Genomic DNA, 20,251 nt, shown 5'->3' with positions numbered 1-20,251 from the left:
CCGCGGAGATCGTGCGGGGGCCCTGCGGCCCGGCCGCGGGACCGGTGGCAGGCTCCCCGGCGTGAGCACGCAGGACGCCGACCCGGTACAGCGGGCCCCGGAGCCGGGCAGCGAGCTGCCGGCCCGGCTGCTGGCCTTCCTCGCCGACTCCTCCGCGGCGCCCTCCGCCCCGGAGCCCCCCGCGGCCGACCCGGTCCTGGTGCGGCGGCTGCGCGCGCGGGCCACCTGCTGCGCCGGCACCCGGCTGCCCGAGCCCCGGCGGGGTCAGGCCACCAGCCGGTAGCCCACCCCGCGGACGGTGCGGATCTGCGCCGCCCGCAGCCCGGCGGCGGTCAGCTTGCGGCGCAGGTTGGACATGTGCGCCTCCACCAGGCGCAGGCTGCCGGCCCAGTCGGTGCGCCACACCTCGCGCAGCAGCGTCTCGCGCTGCAGCACCCGGCCCGGCCGCGACGCGAGCGCGGCCAGCAGGTCGAACTCGGTGCGGGTCAGGTCGACCACGACGCCGTCGACGCGCACCTCGCGGGTGTCCTCGTCGACCTCGAGGTCGGCCAGCCGGACGACGGCGTCGTCGGGCTCCGGCACGGCGACGACGGTGCGCGGGCGGCGCAGCATCGCCTGCACCCGCGCGACCAGCTCCCGCGGGGAGAACGGCTTGGCCATGTAGCCGTCGGCGCCGACGGCGAGGCCGACGAGCAGGTCGACCTCCTCGGCGCGGGCGGTGAGCATGAGGACGTAGCAGCCGCTCTCGGCGCGCAGCTGCCGGCACACCTCGGTGCCGTCGCCGTCGGGCAGGCCGAGGTCGAGGACGACGAGGTCGGGCGCCGACCGGCGCACCTCCGCCAGGCACTCCGCGGCCGAGCCGACGGCGCGGACGTCGAGCCCGGCCCGCTCCAGCACCGTGACCACCAGCTCGCGGATCTCCTCGGTGTCCTCGACGACGAGCACCGACTGCGCGCCCACCGCACCTCCCCGGCCCGCGGGCGGCGGTCCCGCCCGTCTCCTGGAGGGCATCGGCGCCCCGGGCCGCGGGGTGCAGCCGGGCGCGGGCGGCCTCCCCCTCGCGAGGGGCCCTTCCCTAGACGAAGGCGCTCAGGCCGGTCAGCGCCCGCCCGACGATCAGGCTGTTGATCTCCCGCGTGCCCTCGTAGGAGTAGAGGGCCTCGGCGTCGGCGAAGTACCGCACGACGTCGTTCTCCAGCAGGATCCCGTTGCCGCCGAACAGCTCGCGGGCCAGTGCCACCGTCTCGCGGGCGCGGCCGGTGACGAACGCCTTGGCCAGCGCCGCCTGCTCGTCCTTGAACACGCCCTCCTCCTGCAGCTGCGACACCCGCACCGCCATGCCCAGGCTCGCGGTCACGTTGCCGGCCATCCGGGCAAGCAGGTCCTGGATCAGCTGGAAGCCCCCGATCGGACGGCCGAACTGCTCGCGCTCCCTGGCGTAGGCGACCGCCGCCTCGAAGGCGCCCATCTGGCAGCCGACCGCCGACCACGCGACGCCGCCGCGGGTCAGCTTGAGCACCCGGTTGACGTCCTTGAAGGAGTTGCCGTGCTCGAGCTTGTTCTCGGCGGGCACGCGGCAGCCGTCGAAGACGATGTCGGCGTTCTGCACGGTGCGCAGGGCGTACTTGCCCTCCATCTTCGTGGGCGTGAACCCGGGGGTGCCCTTCTCCACGACGAAGGTCTTCACCGCGTCGTCGGCGACGTCGCGGGCGAACACCACGACGACGTCGGCGATGGTGCCGTTGCCGATCCACCGCTTGGCGCCGTCGATGACCCACCCGTCGCCGTCGCGGCGGGCGGTGGTCTCCAGCCCGCGGGCGACGTCGGAGCCGCCGTGCGGCTCGGTGAGCGCGAACGCGCCGATCTTCTCCAGCGCGACCATGTCCGGCACCCACCGCGCGCGCTGCTCGTCGGAGCCCAGCAGCACGATCGAGCCCATCGACAGGCCGTTGTGCACACCGAGGAACGTGGCCATCGACGGGTCGACCCGCGCGGCCTCCAGCGCGATGAACCCGGTGAACAGCCGCGAGGCGCGCGGCCGGTGCTCCAGGTCGTAGCTGCGCCCGACCATGCCCTCCTCGGCGAAGCGCGGCACCAGGTCCATCGGGAACTCCGACGCCGCCCAGGCGTCGTTGACCCGCGGCTTGACCTCCTCGGCCAGGAAGCGCCGGATGCCCGCCAGCTCCTTGCGCTCGTCGTCGTCCAGCAGCGTCTCGTAGCCGTAGAGGTCGCCGGGCAGCTCGTCGGTCATCGCAGGTCCTCCGGTCGGTGGGTGCCCCTCCCCTACCCGGGACGGCGCACCTCGATCGCGGCCGTCGGGAACGGGACCGTGGCCGCCTCCGCCGTCGCGGTCACCGCGAACCCGCGCTCCCCCGCGGGCCCGGCCACGGCAGCCCGCACCCGGTCCCGGTCGTCCGGGCGCATCACCGAGAACCCGAGGACCACGCGCCCGCCCGGCTCCAGCACCCGCGCGACGACGTCCCACTCCGGCGCCGGGGGCGTCCAGAACGCCCGGACGTCGACGGCGACGACGGCGTCGAAGCGCTCGCCGGCGAGGTCGGTGACCTCCCCGCTCTCGTAGCCGGCGGCGTTGCTGACCACCACGTCGAGCCGGCCGAACCGGTCGACGACGCCGGCGACCAGCCGCCGCACCTGGGCCGGGTCGGAGACGTCCGCGGGCAGCGCCGCCCCGCGCTCGGCCGGCACGCCCTCGAGGGCGGACTCCAGCCGCTCCCGCCGGCGGCCGGTGATCGCGACGGTGGCGCCGGCGTCGAGGAAGGCCCGGGTGATCGCCAGGCCGATGCCGGTCCCGCCGCCGGTGACGAGGACGACGGAGCCGGTGAAGTCGAAGGTGGTGGTGGCCATGTCCTGCTCCTCCCCCGCGGCGCCCGAGCGGAACCGCGGCTCAGGCCAGCGCGGCGGTGAGGACCGCCACCAGCCGGGCGACCTCGCCCGGGTCCGGCGCGTGGTCGGGGTTGACCTCGGTGAGGCACAGGCCGCCGAAGCCGTCCTCGGCGCACAGCCGGCGCAGCACCGCGGCGACGGCGTCGAGCGGCAGGCCCCGCCCGTGGTCCGGCACGTCGGCCAGCGGCAGGTCGAGGAACTCCACGACGTCGACGTCGAGGTGCACGAGGAAGCCGTCGGGCCCGTCCACCGCCGCGGCGGCCTCCGCGGCGGCGCCCTGGGGGTCGGCCGCCACCGCGCCGGCCGGGACGGCGGCGAGGCCGATCCGGCGCGCCGTCGTCGCGTCCGGCTCGGCGTCCCGGACGCCCACCGCCACGACGTCGTCCACCGCGAGCAGCGGCCGGACCGGGCCGACCGCGAGCAGGTCGGGGTCGCACCCGGGGAGGGCCAGCACGTGGGCCAGCGCCATCGAGTCCGCGACGCCGGTCGGGTTGTCGGCCGGCGTGCGCAGGTCGACGCCGCCGTCGACGTACACCAGCCCCGGGGAGCGGCCGGCCGCGCGGGCGCCGGCGACCAGCCCGACCGTCGTCGTGCACTCGCCGCCGGCCACGACCGGCAGCCGGCCGGCCCGCAGCGTGGCGGCCACCGCGTCCCGGACCGCGGCCAGGCCGCCGGCGACGCGGGCGGCGTCGCGCGCCCGCCCCGCCGGGGCCAGGCCGGCGGGAACAGCTCCCGGACGGCGACCTCCCGCGCCCGGCCGAGCTCCTCCGCCAGGCCCGCCGCGGCCAGGGCCGCCCAGGCGCGCTCCTGCCCGGGCCAGTGCCCGCGGCGCTGGAGGGGGCGGCCAGCAGGTCGAGCGGGCGGCGCGGGCTCATGCCGGTGTCCTACCGCCGGGTGCCGACAAGGCCGCCGGTTTGACACCGTGACATCGATCGGTGTCACATGGGGGACGTGTCCGGCACGAGCGTCCTGGCGACCGACGGGTTGAGCCTGATCGCCACCGCCGGGTTCTTCGTGCCGGCGGCGGTCCTCGTCGCGGTCGTCGTCGCCGCCGTGGTGCGCGACCGGCGGCTGGCCGCCCGCGAGCGCGACGGGCTCGACGGCTCCCACGAGCACGTCGACGAGCCGTCGGCCGGCCGACCCCCTCGCGGACCGGGCGGGCCGGTGCCAGGCTGACCTCCGCACACCTGCGGCGGCGAGTGGCGGGAGTCGCCTTGTCGAGGGCACGGATGCCGGCGGCGGCGCCGGGACTCACCGACCGGCTCGACGGGGTCGTCGACCGGGACGAGTACCTGCGCGTGGTCGCGGAGAGCCTGGCGGACCTCCTGGGCGCCGACTTCGTCGGCCGCGTCGCGCTGGACCTGGGGAGCCGGTCGGCCCGGGTGGAGCGTCACCCGCGGGGCGGGCGGCCCGCCGGCGACCTGGCGCGGCAGCTGCTCGACCTCGCCGACGGCCACCCGGTGGTGCGCAGCTACCGCGCCGACCGGTCCCGCGGCCTCCCCGCCCCGCGGCGGCTGAGCGACGTGGCGACGCGGGCGGAGCTGCTGCGGTCCCCGGCCTACGTGGAGATGCTCCGGCCGGGCGGCGCCGAGCACCAGATGACGATCATGACCGCGCGGCGGGCGGCCGGCGGCAGCCGGGTCTGGACGGTCAACCGCCGCGGGGCCGACTTCACCGACGCGGAGCTGGCGTCGGCCCGCGCCGTGCAGCCGGTCCTGGCGCTGCTGGACCGGACCGTCGGCGCGGCGACGGCGGCACCGGGGGGCGCCGCGGCGGACGGGCGGCCGGCGCTCACCGCCCGCGAGGTCGAGGTGCTGGGCCACGTCGGCGCCGGGCTGACCTCGGACGCCGTCGCGCGGCTGCTGGGGATCAGCGACCGCACGGTGCGCAAGCACCTGGAGAACGCCTACCGGAAGCTGGACCGCCACGACCGCCTGCTGGCCGTCGACCGGGCGCGCGAGCTGGGCGTCCTCCCGGAGCCCCGGCGCCGGACCGGCTGACGGGCACGCCCCGGCTCACTCCTCGGCGAGCGCGCCGAGCTCGGCCTCGACCGCGGCGCCGACCGCGGCGGCCATCTCCGTGCGGAAGCTCGCCAGCAGCGCCTGCGCGGCGGCCGGCTGCAGCCGGTCCACCACGGCCCGCACCCGGTCGAGCTGGTCCGGGTGCGAGCCCTCCGCGAACAGCGCGCGCCACCCGGTCTCGACGAACATGCCGACGTAGGTGGCCGCGATCTCCCGCACCAGCTCGATGACCCGGGCCTGGGCGGCGATGAGCGCCGACGGCGGCACGCCGAGCTGGACGACCTGCAGGCCCGCGGTCAGCAGCGGCGGGTCGTTGACCCGCAGCCGGCCGTCGTCGAGCCGCTCGACCAGGCCGAGCCGGACCATCTCGTCGACGGTGGCCGGGTCCACCGGCACGCCCGCCCGGGCGGCGAGCTCCTCGGCGGTGGTCTCCTCCGGCTCCGGCGGCAGCCAGGGCGCGAGCAGGGCGCGGTGCAGCGCGAGGGCGGCCGAGCCGCCGACGGCGGGGGCGGTCGCCAGCGTCCGCTCGATGACGGCGAGCGAGTAGCCCTCGGCGAGCATCTCGCGCACCAGCAGCAGCCGGGCCACGTGCTCGGGCCCGTAGTAGCCGGTGCGCCCCACCAGCCGGGGCGGGGGCAGCAGCCCGCGGGCCGCGTACGCCCGCACGTTGCGCACGGTGATGCCCACCCGCGCGGCGAGCTCGTCGACCGTCAGCTCCCGCTCGTGGTCGCCCTCGGCAGCCCGTTCCTCAGCCTCCATCAGGACCCGATCGTAACGGTATCAGGATGTGTCACTTTGCGATGTCACGTCGATCGGTGTTCTATAGCGGCGTGACGCCCCTGGGACCCGTGCTGCTCGCCGTGGAGGACCGTCCCGCCGGCGGTGCCGCCCTCGGCGAGGTCGTGCTCGCCTCCGCCATCGGGTTCGCCCTCACCGCCGCCCTGCTCGGCCTGGTGTGGGCGCACCGCACCCGCCGGACCACGGTGCTCGCCCGCGCCGGGGACGCCCTCGGCCGGGCCACCCACGTCCCCGGCTGGGTCGCCCTCCCGACCGTGCTGACGACGGCGTCGCTGCTGGTCGCGCTGCTCGGGATGATGTGGGACATCGCGCTGCACATCGGCGTCGGCCGCGACGAGGGCCCGCTGGCCAACCCGGCGCACTACCTGATCCTGTTCGGCCTGTTCGGGGTCTTCGCCGGTGGCGTGCTGGCCTGCGCCATGCCGCTGGACGAGCGCCCGGGCCCGGCCGCCGTCCGGTTCGTCCGCGGCTGGGACGTGCCCGTCGGCGGCGTGCTGCTCACCGCGGCGGGCTTCTACGCCCTGCTCGGCTTCCCCCTCGACGACGTCTGGCACCGCCTGTTCGGCCAGGACGTCACGCTGTGGGGCCCCACCCACCTCATGCTCATCGGTGGCGCCGGCCTGTCGATCGTCGGGCTGCTGGTGCTGGAGATGGAGGGCCACGGCGACCGGGGGCACGGCGGCCGGGAGGTGGGCCACCGCGCCCGGTTCCTGCGCCAGGCCTCGGCCATGGGCGGCCTGCTGCTGGGCCTGTCGGTGTTCCAGGGCGAGTTCGACTTCGACGTCCCGCAGTTCCGCCTGGTGCTCGAGCCGTTCATGATCGCCGGCGCCGCGGGGGCCGCGCTGGTCGCCGCCCGGCTCTGGATGGGCCGGGGCGGGGCGCTGGCCGCCGCCGGGTTCTTCCTCGTCGTCCGCGGCACGATCGCGGTCGTCGTCGGGCCGGTCCTCGGTGAGATCACGCCGCAGTTCCCGCTCTACCTGGGCTCCGCGCTGCTGGTCGAGCTGCTCGCGCTGGCCTGGCCGCTCGCCCGCCGTCCGCTGGCCTTCGGCGCGGTCGCCGGCGTGCTGGTCGGCACGGTCGGCACCGCGGTCGAGGGGCTGTGGACCCGGGTCACCCAGGTGCTCGAGTGGAACGGCGACGTCCTGGTCGAGGGCGCCCTCATGGCCGTCGTCGGCGGCGTCGCGGGCGGGCTGCTCGGCGCCCTGCTGGCGCTGGGCCTGCGCCGCCGGCTGCCCCGTCCCGCCGTGGCGCGCGGCGTGCTCGTCCTCAGCCTGCTCGCCCTCGCCGGCGGCGTGGCCAACGGCCTGGTCGCGACCGTGCCCGACGACCTCGAGGCCACCCTCGCGATCGAGGACGTCACCACCGACCCGCGGACGGCGGACGTCACCGTGCGGCTGGACCCCGCCGACGCCCTCGACGACCCGGCGTGGGTGCAGATCACCGCGTGGCAGGGCCAGGGGCTGGTCGTCACCGACCTCGAGCGCACCGGGCCGGGCGAGTACCGGACCACCGAGCCGGTGCCGGTGCACGACGACTGGAAGACGATGCTGCGCATCCACGACGGCCGCGTGCTCACCGCGGTGCCGGTCTACCTGCCCGAGGACCCGGCCATCCCGGCCGAGGAGATCGCCGCCACCGACGGGGTCACCCGCGCGGCCATCCCCGAGGTCGACCTGCTGCAGCGGGAGCTGAAGGACTCCGGCGGCGGGCTGTGGACCGCGGCCAACCTCGTCGTCCTCGCCTGCACGGTCGCGATCGTCGCGGCGATCTCCTGGGGCGTGGGCCGCTACTCGCGCCGCGGCAGCGCCGGTGAGCGGCTCCCCGACCGGCCGGTGGACAGCCCGGCCCCGGCGCCGAGCGGGGCCGGCCGGTGACCCGCCGCCTGGCCCTGGCCGCCCTCGCGGTCCTCGCGCTGAGCGGGTGCTCCGGGACCGCGCCGTCCGACGCGGGCGCGCCGTCGGGGACCCCGGCCCCCTCCCCGGAGGCGTCGACGGCGGCCGCACCCACCCCGGCCGGCCGCGCGCTGGCGGTGGCGGTCGCCGGCGGGCGGGTCACCGGCGACACCGGCCGGGTCCCCGTCCCCCTCGGGGAGCGGGTGACCCTCACCGTGACCGGCGACGTCGCCGACGAGGTGCACGTGCACGGCTACGACCGGACGGCCGAGCTCGCCCCCGGCGCGCCCGCGACGGTGCAGTTCACGGCCGACGTCCCCGGGGTGTTCGAGGTGGAGCTGCACGGGACGGGCACGGTGCTGCTGTCGCTGCAGGTCGGGTGACCGTCCTCGCCCACGGCGTGGGGTCGCGCACCGACCTGCCGCTCCCCCTGGGCCTGGCGCTCTACGGCGCGGGCGCGGCGGTCCTGGTCAGCTTCACCGTCCTGCTGCTGTTCTGGCGCCGGCCGAGGCTCGGCGACGCCGCCTCCGGGCACCCGGTGCCGGCCTGGGTGCAGCGCGCCGTGGACAGCGTGCCGCTGCGCCGGGGCCTGCAGGCCGTCGCGCTCGCCGTCGCCGTCCTGGTGCTGGCGGTGGCGCTGGCCGGCCCGGACGACACGGCGGACAACCTCGCGCCCTGGGTCCTCTACGTGACCTTCTGGGTCGGGCTGGTGCCGGCGAGCCTGCTGCTCGGGCCGGTGTGGCGGGTGCTCAACCCGCTGCGGCTGCTCGCCCGCGGCCTGCGGGCGCTCACCGGGCCGCCGCGCGGCGCCGACCGGCTGCCGGCCCTGGGGCTGTGGCCGGCGGCCGGCTCACTGCTGGCCTTCGTCTGGCTGGAGCTGGTGTACCCGGGCCGGTCGGAGGCGGTCACGGTCGCGGTCTTCCTCGTCGGGTACGCGGTCGTGCACCTGGCCGCGGCAGCCTGGTTCGGCGAGGGGTGGTTCGCCCGCGGCGACGGCTTCGAGGTGTACTCGGCCGTCCTCGGCCGGCTGTCGGTGGTCGGCCGGCGCGACGACGGCGTGGTCGTCGTCCGCTCGCCGCTGACCAACGCGATGGCGGGCCCGGACGGCCGGGGGCTGGCCGCCGTCGTCGTGGTGCTGCTCGGCTCCACCGGCTTCGACGGGCTGTCGCGCACCGCGTGGTGGCAGACCGGACCGGGAGCGGCGGACGACGCGCTGTCGGGCACCGCCGGGCTGGCCGCGTGCACCGCCCTGGTCGCGGTCCTCTACCTGCTCGGCACCCGGCTCTCGGGCCGCCTCGGCCGCCTCCCGGTCGGCCCGCAGCCCCGGCTGTACGCGGCGTCGGTGGTGCCGATCGCGGTCGGCTACACGGTGGCGCACTACTTCTCGCTGCTCGCCCTCGACGGGCAGACGACGTGGATCCTCGCCAGCGACCCGTTCGGCACCGGCGCCGACCTGTTCGGGACGGCGGCGAACGTGGTGGACCTGCGCGCGGTGAGCCCGGACCTCATCGCCTGGGTGCAGGTCGGCGCGGTCGTGCTCGGCCACGTCGTCGGCGTGCTGCTGGCCCACGAGAAGGCGCTGCGGGTGGCGCCGCGGGCCCCGGCGTCGGACCAGCTGCCGCTGGTCCTGGTGATGGTGCTGTTCACCGTCGCGGGCCTGGGCCTCCTCTTCGGGTTCTGACCCGCTCGCGCTCAGCCCCGCTGGCGGCGACGGCGGCCCGCGAAGGCCCGCCGCACCCGGCGCCAGCGGTTGGGGGTGTGCTCGGCGTCGAGCAGCTCGGTCTCGGCGAGCAGCCGCTCCACCGGGTCGAGGTCCGGCGCCTCGAACGCCACCAGCGAGCGCCCGGTCGGGCGCATCAGCGCGTCGACGGCGCGCACCAGCGACCCGCCGTGCTCCTCCACCGCGGCCGCGACCTCCTCCGGTGCGACCCCGAGGTGCTCGCCGAGCAGGCGGTGGCGCATGCCCAGGACCGCCGCGGCCAGCTCGTCGCGGCGCGGGTCGCCGGTGCGGGCCTCGATCGACAGGTCGCACTCGGTGTCCAGGCCCATCGAGCGGTTGTTGAGGTTGGCCGAGCCGATCCGCAGCAGCCGGTCGTCGAGGCAGGTCACCTTGGCGTGCACGTAGACCGGCCGGCGCTCCTCGGTGACCGGCACGAGCAGCCGGAACCGGTCGTACCGGTCGGCACGGGACACCAGGTCGAACAGCTTGACCCGGGCGGTGTCCATGGCCTTGCTCTCCAGCCAGCCGTCGGCCGACCGCGGCAGGACGACGACGAACTCCGGCCCGTCGGGCTCCTGCAGCCGCTCGGCGATCGCCTCGGCGACCCGGCGGTTGGCGAAGTACTGCGTCTCGACGTAGACGGTGCGCCGGGCGGCCGCGACCACGGCCAGCCACAGCAGCTCGATCTCGTGCACCAGCTCGGCGCCGCCGTACTCGGGGCGGGTGCGCGAGACCGCGACGTCGACGTCGGTGAGGAAGGTCTCGACCCCCTCGGGCCAGCAGACCTCGACGTCGGTCACCGGCTCCAGGTGCTCCCCGGTGCCGCTCTCCCAGCGCTCGCGGGCGAGGTCGCCGATCGCCCGGGCGGCCGGGCCGGACACCAGGCTGGTGACGTCGTGCCAGGGGCCCCGCAGCCGGGTCGTGTGCGGCCGGTGCCGCAGCGGGTGGCGGTCGCGGTGCTCGGAGGTGTCCCAGCGGTCGGCGGTGACGTCGATGCCGCCGGCGAAGGCCAGGCAGTCGTCGATGACGACGATCTTCTGGTGGTGCGCGCCGCCGAGCGGGTGGTGCGTGTCGACGGTGAACCGCAGCCGGTCGGGGGTGCGCCGGTCGAGCAGCACGATCGGGGCCATGCGGCGGGTCAGCGCCACCACCATGCCGAGGTCCCACTGCAGGACGCCGATCTCCAGCCGCGGGTTGGCGCGGACGGCGTGCTCGAGCACGCGGCCCAGGCGGTCGTCGCGGGCGCGGCCGGGCGTGCGCGGGTCCATCCGGATGCGCGGGTCGAAGTCCCAGCCGATGAACAGCACCCGCCGCTCGGCGCGCAGCACCGCGCGCTTGAGGGTGGCGAAGTAGTCGGCGGCGTCGACGAAGACGGCGTGCCGGTCGGCGCGCTCGATCCGCCAGCAGGTCTCCCCGGGGACGAGCAGCGTGTCGTCGGACGGGGTGGGGACCGGAGCGGTCCGGGGGGCCGGGAGGGAGGGGATGCGTGCGGTCGTCCCGGCGGAGTCGGCGCTCTCGATCACCCCGGCAGTGTGCCGACCTGCGCAAGCAGCCGCGCCGGGCCGTCCCCCGTCGGGGTGGGGTCCCGGCCCCCGCCGTCGTCCCGGGGCCCGGGGGTGCCGCGGCGCGCGCCGGTGCGTCACGCTGTCGGCCATGGCGTCCCGGGAGGACGGCGGAGCACCGCCCGCCGGCGCGGCGGACCGGACCCGGCACCTCGCCCGGCGGGCGGAGGCCGGGCGGCGCCGCGCCGCGGACCTCCTGCTCCGGCGGGAGGAGCTGGCCGACGCGCTCGTCCGGACCTCCCGCAGCATCGTCGACACCGAGACGCGGCTCGCCGCGACGCTCGACCAGCTCGCCGAGACCCGTCCGGAGGACGGCGAGCGCCTCCGCCGCGAGGCCCGCGACGCCCGGGAGTTCGCGTCGCGGGAGCGCGACCGGGCCGCCGGGCGCGAGACGGACCGGCCGTCCTGACCCCCGGGGGGGTCCGCGCCCGCGGTCAGGCGTCCGGGCGGTGGGGGGACCGCGCGGACGAGGCGCGGCCGGCGTCGGCGCCGTGCGCGCTGTCCCGGCGGCGCGGGGGACCTCCGTACCAGTCCAGGCAGACCACGGTGGCGTCGTCGCGGAGGTCGCCGCCGGTCGCGCGCAGGACCGCGGCCCCCAGCTCCTGGACGACCTGCCGGGGGTGGAGGTCCGCGGTGTCGCGGAGGGCCGCCGCGACGTCGAGGACGGCGGCGTTGCGCTCCTGCATCCCGTCGGTGAGGAGGACGACCCGGTCCCCCGGGCTCAGCCGGAACTCCTGGGGCCGGAACGACGCGCGGGGCACGACACCGAACGGCGGCTCGACGTCCAGGCCGATCTCCTGCACCCGGCGGTCCCGCAGCCGCAGCGGCAGCGGGTGGCCGGCGTTCACGACCACGGCCGTACCGGACGACAGGTGCACGCGCAGGAGCTGTCCGGTGACGAACTGCCCGGGTGCGGCGCCGTCGGTGAGGGCGTCGTTCGCGTAGCGGGCCTGCCCCGCGAGGTCCAGGCCCTTCCGGCGGGCGTTGCGCAGGGCCCCGACCAGCAGCGTGGCCAGCAGGGCGGCCTCGACCTCGTGACCGACGGCGTCGGTGATGGACACGTGCAGCGAGTCCTGGTTGAGCGTGTAGTCGAAGGTGTCCCCGCCCACCGAGGCGGCCGGCTCGAGCCAGCCGGCGAGGGTGAACTGCCCGGCCTCGCAGGTGTAGGACGCCGGGAGCAGCCGGCGCTGGATCTCCGCGGCCAGGGAGAAGGGGGTGGTGCGCTGCCCCCACTCGAACACGTCGGTGTACCGGCGGGCGGCGACGACGACGTAGGCCAGGGCGTGCGCGGCGGCGGCGACGTCGGCGACCACCGCCGGGTCTGCGGGCACCGGCAGGACCAGCTCCAGCAGCCCGATCGCGTCCCCCCGGTCGCTGACCGGGGCGATCACCCGGGCCCCGTCGTCGAGCGGGCGGACGTCGGCCTCCTGGGTCCACAGCACCCGCTCGTACACGGTGCCCGACAGCTGCAGCGTCTCCGCGTGCGCGCCCGCCTGCGACCGCCCGCCCTCGGCGCGGGCGATCCCCGTGGTGAGACGGACGACGGCGCGGCCGCTGAAGTCGGCGATCAGGAAGGTCAGGTCCCGCGCCCCGAGCATCTCCGCGAGCGCCTCCGCGGCGGCCCGCAGGGCCTCGATCGGCGCCGTCCCCTCGACCCGGTCGAGCAGGACGCCGACGTCCAGGCCGGAGACCGGCGACATCGACATGGAGCAACTCTAGGGAGGAGACCCCGGCTGCCGTGCGACCGCGCCGCCCCCGCACGACGACGACGGCCCGCCCTGCGTTGCTGCAGGTCGGGCCCTCGTCGAACGGGTAGAGCTGAGGGGACTGGAATCCCCGACCCCCACACCGCCAGGCCGTCGTGGTCGCGTTCCCAGGCGTCCGTCGATGGCCCGCGACGGGGCTCTGAGCTGCGGGCTCGTCATCCTTCGGGACGGCGGCCGACGGGGACGCATCACCCCGGAATCACCACACCTGCAACCAGAACTGCAACCGGCCGGGGCCGGTCCGTCGGCGGCGATGTGCCGACGGGGTGAGTTCGGAAGCGCCGTAGCGGTTGTCGTCGAAGTCGACGGCGAGGTCCGGGGCGACGATCTCGTCGATGCGGTCGAGAAGCAGGAACCGATCCGGACCATCGACTCAGCCCTCCCTTCCCACTGCGGCAGCCGGGACGACCGGGCCGACTACCGCGGTTCGACCCGTAGGGCGTCCTCGGCGTGCTGGGTGGGCCCTCCCCCGGGCCAGGTCGCACTCGACGCCCCTGGACCCGCCACCGCTGACCTCGGGTGGTGGGCACCGGCCTGCGCATCCCGCCGGAATTGGACCGTCCGGCACGGACCGGGTGCCGGAGAGCGCGCGGGGCCCCTCAGCCGGCGGCGAGGATCTGCGTCGGAGGCTGCAGGTGGTGCTTGGCCAGGTCCTCCAGGAACGCCTGGCACTGCCCCACGAACAGCGCGAAACGGCGGATCTCCGCATCGTCCGGGCACGGATCGGCGCCGTCGTCCCCGGCTGCGCACACCAGCCGCTGCAGCCGGCTCCGCGCGTCGTCCAGGTCGAGCGGCTGCCCCAGCGGCTCCCGGGCGCGCATGAGGAAGCGGATCGCGTAGTGGTCCATGATCCGCTGCAGCCGCAGCTGCAGTTCCTCCCCGTGCACCCGGGCGTAGGGCGCCGCCTCCGCGGACACACCCCAGCGCGCCGCCAGGCAGACCATCGTCGCACCCCTCATCAGGGTGTGCAGGGAGGCTGCGGCGTCCTTGGCCCGGAAGTAGTAGAGGAACGGGAAACGCTCGGTGTTCTCGTCGATGGTCAGCAGCTCGTGCTGCAGGTTCTGCAGGTACGAGGCCTCACCCAGGACGACCAGCTGCGCGGCCCGGGTGGGGTCGTCGGCCTGCGTCTCCACCATCCGGGCGGCGCTGCGCAGGTCGGTGGTGAGCGGGTAGATCGACAGGACGTAGGTGATCGCCGCGGTCATCAGGCCGAACCCGGCGGCGGCCTCGGTGACGGTGGCCAAGCGCATCAGATCGGTGGCCCCGACGACGTCGCCGTAGCCCACCGTGGTCAGCGCCATGCCGCTCACGTACAGCGCCTCGGCCGCCCCACGGTCGCCGTATGGCACCGCGCTGTCGTAGGAGAAGTCATCGAGGTTGGGCAGGTAGACCAGCGCCCACCCCAACCACATCAGCGCCGTCCACAGCGCGAAGACCGCGACGACAGCCAGCATCCCGGCCCCGGCCAGCAGACCGGGACGTCCGACAGCGCGGGCCAGGGCCCTCGCCGTCGTCCAGACCGCCGCACCGGTCACGAGCGTCAGCGGCCCCCGACGGGTCGGGTGCAGCACCGTGAGAACGGCGTCCACGGTCACGAGCACCACCAACCCCAGACCGACGACCACGGCGACCACGGCTACCTCCGCGCGCCCGCGACTGATGGACCACGGCGGCGGCGCGGCCTCACGACGACTGCCCCAGGTTGGTCACCAGGTTCACCGCCACGGCGATCACCACGGTGCCGAAAAGGTAGGACAGCAGAGCGTGCCCGAGGGCGACCTTGCGGATCGACGTGTCCTCGACCTGGGTGTCCGGCATCGCGAAGCTCATCCCGACGGTGAACGCGACGTAGGCGAAGTCGCTGTAGGCAGGCGGCTCCCGCTGGCCGAAGTCGATGCCGCCGTCGCCACCGGCGTAGTAGTGGCGCGCGAACTTGAGGGCGAAGACCGTGTTGACCAGCGCCCACGACAGGATCACCACCAGGACGCCGAGCACCACGGTGGCGACGCCGACGACACCCCCGGAGCTGGACCGGACGAGGCCCTCGACGACGGCGGCGAGGCTGGCCACCGCCGCACCCAGCACGGCCGTGTCCGTGACCCGGGTCTGCCCCTCCTCCTCGGCCAGGCGTTTGCTCCCCTCCGCGTCGCGCGGCCAGCTGATCCGCCACACCCAGAACAGCAGGCCGCCGGCGGCCACGGCCCAGCCGACGAGGACCGCGAGGTCGGGGACACCGGCGACCGTGGTCAGTCCGCCCGCGACGAGGCCGCCGCCGAGGCAGATCAGCAGGCGGCGCCACGACAGGATCGTCGGCCGTGGGCCCGCCTCCACCGCCGTCGTGCGGGGTGCGGCGCTCACCGCGTCGCCCCGCACCGGGCCGGCGGGGGCCCGGCGCCGGCCCACCGTACGGCCCGGCGCCGGGCCGTACGGTGGGCCGGCCGGTGTCGCCTCAGCCACCCGGACGGAACACCGCACGGACGCACCCGTCCTCCTTCTCCTTGAACATCCGGTAGCCCTTCGGCCCGTCGTCGAGCGGCATCACGTGGGTGGCGAGGTGCTCGGTCCGCACCTCGTCCCGGCTCATCAGGTCGAGGATCTCCGGGACGTAGCGGTGCCCGTGCTGCTGGGCGCCGCGCAGGGTGAGCGCCTTGTTCATCACCGCCCCCATCGGGAACTTGTCCACCAGGCCGCCGAACACGCCCAGCGCGAACACCGTCCCGCCCTTGCGGCAGGCGTAGATGGCCTCCCGGAGGGCGGTCGGCCGGTCCGACTGCAGCCGCAACTGCTGCTTGACCTGGTCGTAGAGGTACTGCGGGCCGTTGCCGTGCGCCTCCATGCCCACCGCCTCGATGCAGACGTCCGGACCGCGCCCGCCGGACATCTCCCGCAGTTCCGCGGGGACGTCGACCTGCTCGTAGTCGAGGGTCTCCGCCCCGATGTGCGTGCGGACCTGCTCGAGCCGGTTGTCGTACCGGTCGATGACGACGACCCGCTCGGCACCCATGAGCATCGCCTTGCGCGCGGCCATCTGCCCGACGCCGCCGGCCCCCCACACCGCGACCACGTCACCCGGCCGGACCTCGGCCTGGTGCGCCCCGGTCCAGCCGGTGGGTGCGGCGTCGGAGGCGAACAGCGCCCGCTCGTCGGAGACGCCGTCGGGGATGGTGAAGGCGCCCTGGTCGGCGTAGGGCACCCGGATGTAGGGGGCGTGGCTGCCCGCCCAGCCGCCCATCGCGTGCGAGTAGCCGAAGCAGCCGCCGATGGACTGACCCCACAGCGCCTCGGTGATCCCCGGGTTGGGATTGCCGTTGTCGCACAGCGACCACAGCTCCTGCTTGCAGTACCAGCACTGCCCGCAGCCGATGAAGGAGACCACCACCACGCGGTCGCCGACCCGGTGCTTGGTCACCCCGGCCCCGACCTCGGCGACCGTGCCCATGAACTCGTGCCCGAGCACGTCACCGGCGCGCATCGCGGGGATGTACCCGCCCATCAGGTGCAGGTCGGAGCCGCAGGTCACCGACAGGCCGACCTCGAGGATGATGTCGTGGTCGTTGAGGAGCTTCGGCTCGGGGACGTCCTCGACGCCGATCTCGTTGACCCCGCGCCAGGTCACCGCCTTCATCGCACACCTGCCCTGGGGGCCATCCGGGTCCACGCCTCCAGGAGCACGCCACCGGGCGTCGCCGTCCGCCTGCCGTGCGGCGCCGGGTCCACCGCCAGCACCTCGCCCACCTCGATGAGCTGCTTGGCCTGGCGCAGCGCGGACCGCAGGTCGGCCTGCGGGTCGTTGCCGCTCAGCCGGCCGAGGGCGGTGCCCGGCGACGGCCGGTCGCGCAACCGGGCCGCGAGCTCGGTGCCCTTGCCGCCCGCGGCCGGGCGGACGCGGACCTCGATCCGGTCCCCGAACCCCGCGAGGGGGGCAGGCAGCCGCGCGGTGTCGACGTCGGACGGCTCGCGGAACACGGTCACCACGAGCCATCCGGACGCCGGCCGGCCCGCGCCGGCCGGCCGGGCGGCGGACGGGTCGATGGCCGACCGCACCTGGCGGACGACGCTCCCGCCGGCGCGGGCGGCGAAGGACGCCACGTTCCCGATGGAGTTGGTCATGCCCGACCTCCCGCGGCGGCGGTCTGCGGTGCCCGCGCGAACTCCTGCACGATGCGCTCGCAGAAGGCCGGCAGGTCGTCCGGCGACCGGCTGGTGGTGATGTTGCCGTCGGTGACGACCTGCTCGTCGACCACCTCGGCGCCGGCGTTGCGCAGGTCCGTGCGGATGCTCGGGAACGACGTCAGCCGCCGTCCTCGCGCGACGCCGGCCTCGACGAAGTTCCACGGCCCGTGGCAGATGCTCGCCACCGGCTTGCCCGACTCGACGAAGTTCCGCACGAACTCGACCGCCGCCGGCTGCATGCGCAGCTGGTCCGGGTTCACCGTGCCGCCCGGCAGCAGCAGCGCGTCGTACTCGTCCACCGACGCCGCGCCGACCAGCCGGTCGACGCCGAAGGTGCCGGCGTCCTCGAGGTCGTTGTTGCGCGCCTGGATCTCGCCGTCGTGGATCGACAGCACGTCGGTCCGCGCGCCCGCGTCGTCCAGGGCCCGACGGGGCTGCTCCAGCTCGACGCGCTCCACCCCGTCGGCCGCCAGGATCGCGACCCGCCGTCCGTTCAGCTCCCCGGCCACGTCAGCTCCCCGCCATCGCCGGGTGCAGGACGACCTTCGTCCAGCCCTCGTCCCGGGCGTCGAAGTGCTCGTAGGCCTCCGGCGCCTTATCCAGCGGCAACTCGTGGCTCACGATGAACGACGGCTCGGCCTTTCCCCCGGCGATGAGGTCGCGCAGCTGCCGGTTGTACTTCTTGACCGGCGCCTGGCCGCTGCCGATGTGCTGGCCCTTGAACCAGAACATGCCGAAGTCGAAGGCGAGCTTGCCCTGCTTCGCCAGCTCGTCGCTGGCGCCGGGGTCCTGCGGCACGTAGACGCCGACGGTGCCGATCGTCCCGGTGAAGCGCACCGAGGCGACCAGCCGGTTCATCGTCAGGTTGGCCTGCTCCTGGCCGTCGGGCTCGTGCGCCTGGTAGCCGACGCACTCGCAGCCGTTGTCCGCGCCCAGCCCCATCGTCTGCTCGAGGACGGCCTGCACCGGGTCGACCTTCGAGTCGTCGATGGCGATCGCGCCGATCGACTCGGCCAGCTTGAGCCGGTCGGGGTGCCGGTCGACGACCATCACCTTGCCGGCCCCCCGGATGGTGGCCGAGAGGGCGGCCATCAGCCCGACCGGGCCGGCGCCGTAGATGACCGTCTGGTCGCCGGGCTTCACGCCGGCCATCTCGGTGGCGTGGTAGCCGGTCGGGAAGATGTCGGCGAGCATCACGTAGTCGGTCTGGCGCTGCTCGGCGTCCTCACCCAGCCGCAGGCAGTTGAAGTCACCCCAGGGCACGCGCAGCAGCTCCGCCTGCCCACCGGCCCAGGGGCCCATGTCGGCGAAGCCGTAGGCGGCGCCGGCCATCTTCGGCTCCGGCTGCGCGGTCAGGCAGTAGTTCGTGAGCTGCCGCTCGCAGTTCTTGCAGTGCCCACAGGCGATGTTGAACGGCAGGACGACCCAGTCGCCCACCTGCACCTTGTCGACCCCGTCGCCGACCTCGACCACCTGGCCCATGTTCTCGTGCCCGAACCAGCGGCCGGTCTCGAAGTCGGTGCGGCCCTCGTACATGTGCAGGTCCGAGCCGCAGATGTTCGCCGAGGTGATCCGCACCAGGACATCGGTCGGTCGCTCGATCCGCGCGTCCGGTACGTCCTTGACGCTGACCTGGCGGGGTCCGTCGTACACAACTGCCTTCACGCTGCCTCCTCGTCGGGGTGGTCCCCGCTCCCGGCTCGGGTCGGGACCCCGATTGCACCCGCCGCGGCGGGGCGCCCGGAATCGGCAGACATGCCGATACCGGGCCGGTCGACGTCCCCCTGAGGGGTCCGCCGGCACCAGAGAGAACACGCCCACGGCGGCTGGCCAGCGCGCCCCCTCCACGACGGGACGCGGGCGAGGGACCGGGCCCCGGCGTACGCAGGAACAGGCGAGCAGGGTCAGGTGCGAGGCGCCAGCTCGTACACCGGTCCCAGCTCGGTGCGGCTGGTGTCGGGGACCTCGTGCAGGATCTTCGGCTCGCTGTGCAGCAGACGGTGGACGGCGGCCCGCGCCCGCTCGAGGTCCAGACCGGCACCACGGGCGATGTCCTGCAGGTGCGGAGCGCCGGCACCGACCTCCGCCTCGGCCACGGCCCGGTACACCGCGGCGTCGTCCCCCGACAGGTCCTCGACTCGCATGGTGGTCCTCCCCGGGACGGCGGTGGGCGCCGCGGTCGGCGGCGCGGCAGCCCTACCCGGCTCGCGCACCGGTACCCGGACGGCGCGTGCACATCGGCAGGTCTGCCGATGTGTTCCGGCGGCGGCATCCCCCAGGTTGGGAGCACCGGCCGGTGTCCGACGCGTCCGGTCTCCGGCGAGGAGGAGGAGCAGTGCAGTACGACGACTTCGTCTCGTCCGTGCAGGCCCGCGGCGGGCGCCCCCGCGACGAGACCGAGACGCTCGTCCACGCCACGTTGCGCGTGCTGGCCCAGCGGCTCACCGCCGGTGAGGCCGACGACCTGCGTGCCCAGCTGCCCGGGGCCCTGCAGCCCGACCTCATCCCGCCGGAACCGGAGGCGCAGCCCTTCGGACCCGACGAGTTCGCCCGGCGGGTCGCCCGGATGGCGCACCTGCCCGAGCAGGAGGCGCGGGACGGGATGGTCGCCGTGCTCGCCACGACCCGCGACGCGGTCGAGCCGGGCGAGTTCGACGACGTGCTGTCCCAGCTGGGCGGGGAGTTCGCCCGGCTCGTGCCCGGATCGAGGTAGGTCCGACGGTGGCGTCCCCGACACGACCGGACCCGCGGCGCACGCCGGCCGGCCGGCGTCCCTCTGCCGCCTCCAGCCTCAGGCCACCGACCGACCACCCCGTCGTCGTGGCCCTCCTGTACGTCGCGGGCGGGGCGGCCCTGGCGGCCGGGACGCTGACGCTCGACCGATCGCTCGGCCCGGACCGGACGCCGTCCTGGTTGCACGTCGGCACCTCGGTCGCACAGGCCCTGACCACCGGCTTCGGCACCAGCCTGCTCTTCGTGATCTCGGTCGTCTTCATGGTCCGGATCTATGCGCTGCAGATGAGCGCGGAACCGCTGTCCGCCCGGGTCCGGCGTCGCTTCCTCACCGATCCCGTGCAACGCCATGCCATGGGTGCGCTCGTCGGCGCGATGACCTTCGTGATCCTCGTCGCCCGGGCGCTCCCCGACCCGGACACCGGTGGCCCCGTGCCCCAGGTGTCCGTGGCCCTGACGTGCGCCGTTCCGGTGATGGCAGCGTTCCTCGTCATCTTCGCTCTCCGCAACGCCACCCACTGGGGCGAGATCGGCCGAATGATCCGCTGGATGACCGACAACTGCCTCCAGCTCATCGAGCGCACCCACCCCCCGGGGGGCCGCGGGGGCCCGCCGGCCCCCGCGCCCGCGAGCCCGCCGGACGCCGCCCCGCCCCGGCCCCCGGGGCTGGCGCCCGACACCC

23 protein-coding genes are annotated in these 20,251 nt (G+C 75.5%); 9 read left to right on the top strand and 14 right to left on the bottom strand.

The genetic code is table 11. From position 1 onward, the window contains the following. Positions 1–61: 61 nt before the first annotated feature. Positions 62–283, top strand: coding sequence for a hypothetical protein (locus ACI8AR_RS10330; RefSeq protein ID WP_457050945.1), 222 nt, complete (start codon positions 62–64; stop codon positions 281–283). On the opposite strand, the gene ACI8AR_RS10325 is transcribed toward ACI8AR_RS10330, so the two are convergent. From ACI8AR_RS10325 to ACI8AR_RS10310, 4 genes are all read right to left on the bottom strand, one after another. Beyond that, positions 265–960 (bottom strand): response regulator, encoded by a 696-nt coding sequence (locus ACI8AR_RS10325; RefSeq protein WP_457050944.1) that lies wholly within the window; start codon positions 958–960, stop codon positions 265–267. The two genes, ACI8AR_RS10330 and ACI8AR_RS10325, sit on opposite strands and share 19 nt — an antisense overlap. 115 nt (positions 961–1,075) lie before the next feature. Next, positions 1,076–2,251 (bottom strand): acyl-CoA dehydrogenase family protein, encoded by a 1,176-nt coding sequence (locus ACI8AR_RS10320; RefSeq protein WP_456926069.1) that lies wholly within the window; start codon positions 2,249–2,251, stop codon positions 1,076–1,078. Between the two features lie 32 nt (positions 2,252–2,283). Then, the gene (locus ACI8AR_RS10315) at positions 2,284–2,865 is read right to left on the bottom strand and encodes an SDR family NAD(P)-dependent oxidoreductase (RefSeq protein ID WP_457050943.1); all 582 of its coding nucleotides are present in this window, start codon (positions 2,863–2,865) and stop codon (positions 2,284–2,286) included. Between the two features lie 40 nt (positions 2,866–2,905). Then, complete coding sequence (locus ACI8AR_RS10310) at positions 2,906–3,571, bottom strand: arginase family protein (RefSeq protein ID WP_457051081.1); 666 nt, start codon at positions 3,569–3,571, stop codon at positions 2,906–2,908. Between the two features lie 284 nt (positions 3,572–3,855). Here ACI8AR_RS10310 and ACI8AR_RS10305 point away from each other — a divergent pair, with 284 nt between their 5' ends. Next, the gene (locus ACI8AR_RS10305) at positions 3,856–4,080 is read left to right on the top strand and encodes a hypothetical protein (protein WP_457050942.1); all 225 of its coding nucleotides are present in this window, start codon (positions 3,856–3,858) and stop codon (positions 4,078–4,080) included. A 38-nt stretch (positions 4,081–4,118) separates the two neighbouring features. Further along, the gene (locus ACI8AR_RS10300; RefSeq protein ID WP_457050941.1) at positions 4,119–4,904 is read left to right on the top strand and encodes a response regulator transcription factor; all 786 of its coding nucleotides are present in this window, start codon (positions 4,119–4,121) and stop codon (positions 4,902–4,904) included. A 15-nt stretch (positions 4,905–4,919) separates the two neighbouring features. On the opposite strand, the gene ACI8AR_RS10295 is transcribed toward ACI8AR_RS10300, so the two are convergent. Beyond that, complete coding sequence (locus tag ACI8AR_RS10295) at positions 4,920–5,684, bottom strand: MerR family transcriptional regulator (RefSeq protein ID WP_457050940.1); 765 nt, start codon at positions 5,682–5,684, stop codon at positions 4,920–4,922. A gap of 71 nt (positions 5,685–5,755) precedes the next feature. Between ACI8AR_RS10295 and ACI8AR_RS10290 the strand changes: the two genes are divergently transcribed. From ACI8AR_RS10290 to ACI8AR_RS10280, 3 genes are read left to right on the top strand one after another with little or no spacing between them, the layout of a single operon-like run. Further along, positions 5,756–7,597, top strand: coding sequence for a hypothetical protein (locus tag ACI8AR_RS10290; protein ID WP_457050939.1), 1,842 nt, complete (start codon positions 5,756–5,758; stop codon positions 7,595–7,597). Continuing rightward, positions 7,594–7,998 (top strand): hypothetical protein, encoded by a 405-nt coding sequence (locus ACI8AR_RS10285; protein WP_457050938.1) that lies wholly within the window; start codon positions 7,594–7,596, stop codon positions 7,996–7,998. Before ACI8AR_RS10290 ends, ACI8AR_RS10285 begins: the two co-directional genes overlap by 4 nt. Further along, positions 7,995–9,296: a hypothetical protein gene (locus ACI8AR_RS10280; protein ID WP_457050937.1), complete on the top strand. Its 1,302-nt coding sequence runs from the start codon at positions 7,995–7,997 to the stop codon at positions 9,294–9,296. The genes ACI8AR_RS10285 and ACI8AR_RS10280 overlap by 4 nt, the downstream gene beginning before the upstream one ends. Positions 9,297–9,307: 11 nt before the next feature. Here ACI8AR_RS10280 and ACI8AR_RS10275 read toward each other — a convergent pair whose 3' ends face one another. Beyond that, entirely contained in the window at positions 9,308–10,858 is a 1,551-nt protein-coding gene (locus tag ACI8AR_RS10275; RefSeq protein ID WP_457050936.1) for a phospholipase D-like domain-containing protein, read from the bottom strand. Positions 10,859–10,988: 130 nt separating this feature from the next. On the opposite strand from ACI8AR_RS10275, the gene ACI8AR_RS10270 reads away from it, so the two are divergent. Further along, positions 10,989–11,306 carry a hypothetical protein gene (locus ACI8AR_RS10270; RefSeq protein ID WP_457050935.1) on the top strand — a complete coding sequence of 106 codons (318 nt, stop codon included), beginning with the start codon at positions 10,989–10,991 and terminating at the stop codon, positions 11,304–11,306. A gap of 25 nt (positions 11,307–11,331) precedes the next feature. On the opposite strand, the gene ACI8AR_RS10265 is transcribed toward ACI8AR_RS10270, so the two are convergent. The 8 genes from ACI8AR_RS10265 to ACI8AR_RS10230 form a co-directional block, all read right to left on the bottom strand. Further along, positions 11,332–12,603 carry a PP2C family protein-serine/threonine phosphatase gene (locus ACI8AR_RS10265; protein WP_457050934.1) on the bottom strand — a complete coding sequence of 424 codons (1,272 nt, stop codon included), beginning with the start codon at positions 12,601–12,603 and terminating at the stop codon, positions 11,332–11,334. 659 nt (positions 12,604–13,262) lie between these two features. Next, positions 13,263–14,297 (bottom strand): potassium channel family protein, encoded by a 1,035-nt coding sequence (locus ACI8AR_RS10260; RefSeq protein ID WP_457050933.1) that lies wholly within the window; start codon positions 14,295–14,297, stop codon positions 13,263–13,265. A 49-nt stretch (positions 14,298–14,346) separates the two neighbouring features. Further along, a complete protein-coding gene (locus tag ACI8AR_RS10255; protein WP_457050932.1) occupies positions 14,347–15,021 on the bottom strand; it encodes a DUF1345 domain-containing protein in 675 nt (224 codons plus the stop codon). A gap of 91 nt (positions 15,022–15,112) precedes the next feature. Further along, a complete protein-coding gene (locus ACI8AR_RS10250; RefSeq protein WP_457050931.1) occupies positions 15,113–16,288 on the bottom strand; it encodes a zinc-dependent alcohol dehydrogenase in 1,176 nt (391 codons plus the stop codon). Then, positions 16,285–16,773, bottom strand: a complete 489-nt coding sequence (locus tag ACI8AR_RS10245; protein WP_457050930.1) for a hypothetical protein — start codon at positions 16,771–16,773, stop codon at positions 16,285–16,287. The genes ACI8AR_RS10250 and ACI8AR_RS10245 overlap by 4 nt, the downstream gene beginning before the upstream one ends. After that, positions 16,770–17,345 carry a type 1 glutamine amidotransferase domain-containing protein gene (locus tag ACI8AR_RS10240; RefSeq protein WP_456938745.1) on the bottom strand — a complete coding sequence of 192 codons (576 nt, stop codon included), beginning with the start codon at positions 17,343–17,345 and terminating at the stop codon, positions 16,770–16,772. Before ACI8AR_RS10240 ends, ACI8AR_RS10245 begins: the two co-directional genes overlap by 4 nt. Position 17,346: 1 nt before the next feature. After that, complete coding sequence (locus ACI8AR_RS10235; protein ID WP_457050929.1) at positions 17,347–18,501, bottom strand: glutathione-independent formaldehyde dehydrogenase; 1,155 nt, start codon at positions 18,499–18,501, stop codon at positions 17,347–17,349. Positions 18,502–18,740: 239 nt separating this feature from the next. Continuing rightward, positions 18,741–18,980 carry a hypothetical protein gene (locus ACI8AR_RS10230; RefSeq protein WP_457050928.1) on the bottom strand — a complete coding sequence of 80 codons (240 nt, stop codon included), beginning with the start codon at positions 18,978–18,980 and terminating at the stop codon, positions 18,741–18,743. Positions 18,981–19,171: 191 nt separating this feature from the next. Here ACI8AR_RS10230 and ACI8AR_RS10225 point away from each other — a divergent pair, with 191 nt between their 5' ends. Continuing rightward, positions 19,172–19,549, top strand: coding sequence for a DUF2267 domain-containing protein (locus tag ACI8AR_RS10225; protein WP_457050927.1), 378 nt, complete (start codon positions 19,172–19,174; stop codon positions 19,547–19,549). A gap of 107 nt (positions 19,550–19,656) precedes the next feature. Further along, positions 19,657–20,251 (top strand): DUF2254 family protein (locus ACI8AR_RS10220; RefSeq protein WP_457050926.1); only part of this gene is annotated, 595 nt, incomplete at its 3' end.

Source organism: Geodermatophilus sp. SYSU D01036, from assembly GCF_054050435.1.
Note: the sequence above shows the minus strand (reverse complement) of the source record. Positions and strands in the feature narration are given on the sequence as shown.

Coding starts and splice junctions, on each gene's coding strand:
- ACI8AR_RS10320 (WP_456926069.1), bottom strand. CDS start 2,251: ATGACCGACGAGCTGCCCGGCGACCTCTACGGCTACGAGACGCTGCTG.
- ACI8AR_RS10315 (WP_457050943.1), bottom strand. CDS start 2,865: ATGGCCACCACCACCTTCGACTTCACCGGCTCCGTCGTCCTCGTCACC.
- ACI8AR_RS10295 (WP_457050940.1), bottom strand. CDS start 5,684: ATGGAGGCTGAGGAACGGGCTGCCGAGGGCGACCACGAGCGGGAGCTG.
- ACI8AR_RS10270 (WP_457050935.1), top strand. CDS start 10,989: ATGGCGTCCCGGGAGGACGGCGGAGCACCGCCCGCCGGCGCGGCGGAC.
- ACI8AR_RS10265 (WP_457050934.1), bottom strand. CDS start 12,603: ATGTCGATGTCGCCGGTCTCCGGCCTGGACGTCGGCGTCCTGCTCGAC.
- ACI8AR_RS10250 (WP_457050931.1), bottom strand. CDS start 16,288: ATGAAGGCGGTGACCTGGCGCGGGGTCAACGAGATCGGCGTCGAGGAC.
- ACI8AR_RS10245 (WP_457050930.1), bottom strand. CDS start 16,773: ATGACCAACTCCATCGGGAACGTGGCGTCCTTCGCCGCCCGCGCCGGC.
- ACI8AR_RS10230 (WP_457050928.1), bottom strand. CDS start 18,980: ATGCGAGTCGAGGACCTGTCGGGGGACGACGCCGCGGTGTACCGGGCC.